Genomic DNA, 1,275 nt, shown 5'->3' on the forward strand with positions numbered 1-1,275 from the left:
CTGCCGCGTCGTACGCCGCCTCACCCCCGAGCCCGCCCCCCCGGGGCCGGAAGAGATGAACAAGCGAAGAAGAGAAGAGAGGTGTCCGGGATGGCTGGTGAGCGGGACGGCGGGACGGTCCACCGCATACAGGTGGCCGCACCGGCCGGTGTGGTCTACGCCGTGTTGGCCGATGCGGCGCGACTGCCGCTCTACTTCGCCCCGAGCGTCCATGTGGAGCGCCTGGAGGGCGACGGCGGGCGGGAACGCCTGCGGATGTGGTTCCTGGTCGGCGGCCGGCTGGAGTCGTGGACCTCGTGGCGCGATCTGGACCCGGTGGAGCGCCGTATCGAGATCCGCCCGGAGGGCGGGCCCGGCTCCCCGCTGGAGTCGATGCGCGGCGTGGTCAGCATCCGCGACCGGGGCCCGCACGCCAGCGAACTGGAACTGCGCTACGGCTTCGGCATCCGCGGCGGCCCGCCCGCCGGCGCCCGGTGGCCGGGACGGGTCGCCGACCTGAACATCCGCACCCAGCTCACCCAGCTGAAACGGTTCGCCGAACGCTGGAGCCGGCTGGACGACCTGGTGCTGACCTGCGAGGACTCGATCCGCGTCCAGGGCCCGGCGGAGCCGGCCTACGACTTCCTCTACCGGGCCGGGGACTGGCCCGAGCACGTCGCCCACATCAGCGCGGCCCGCCTGCTGGAGGAGGCGCCCGGCATCCAGCACCTGACCCTGCGCACCCCGGCCGGCGACGGCGTGCACACCAGCGAATCGGTACGGATCTGCTTCCCGCACGCGGGCCGCATCGTCCACAAGCAGACCACGCCCTCCCCGCTGCTGGCCGCCCACACCGGCGAGTGGTCCCTCACCGAGGACGAACGGGGGACCACCCTCACCTCGCGGCAGACCGTCGTGCTGTGCGAGGAGGACATCACCGCGGTCCTGGGCGAGGGCGCGAGCCTGGCCGACGCCCGCCGGCAGGTGCGGGCGGCCCTCGGCCGCGACTGCCGGGTCCTGCTCACCCTGGCCGGCCGGCACGCGGACAGCGCCGCCCAAATGCTGGTGCCCCCGCTGCGCGCCGTCCGCTAGAGAACGCCTCGAGCCGGCCCCCGGCCCACGACAGCACACCGCCGGGCGCCGGTATCGTGACGCCCGCCCGGTGTGCGTGCGGCCCGGCCGGGGACGGCTGCGGCACCGCGCGCAGACGGCCGGCCCCTCCGGCGGCAGCCGGCCGCGTCCGCCGGCGGCCGTCCGCGCGGGACACGACACCACCCCCGCCCCTGCCATCACCCC

At 75.4% G+C, this 1,275-nt stretch carries 1 protein-coding gene; it reads left to right on the forward strand.

Annotated features, from left to right (window positions below):
• The first annotated feature begins 90 nt into the window (after window positions 1-90).
• Window positions 91-1,071, forward strand: coding sequence for an aromatase/cyclase (locus JHN63_RS51145; RefSeq protein ID WP_200691953.1), 981 nt, complete (start codon window positions 91-93; stop codon window positions 1,069-1,071).
• Window positions 1,072-1,275: the final 204 nt, after the last annotated feature.

It is taken from the genome of Streptomyces sp. MBT65 (assembly GCF_016612545.1).
Lineage (GTDB): Bacteria > Actinomycetota > Actinomycetes > Streptomycetales > Streptomycetaceae > Streptomyces.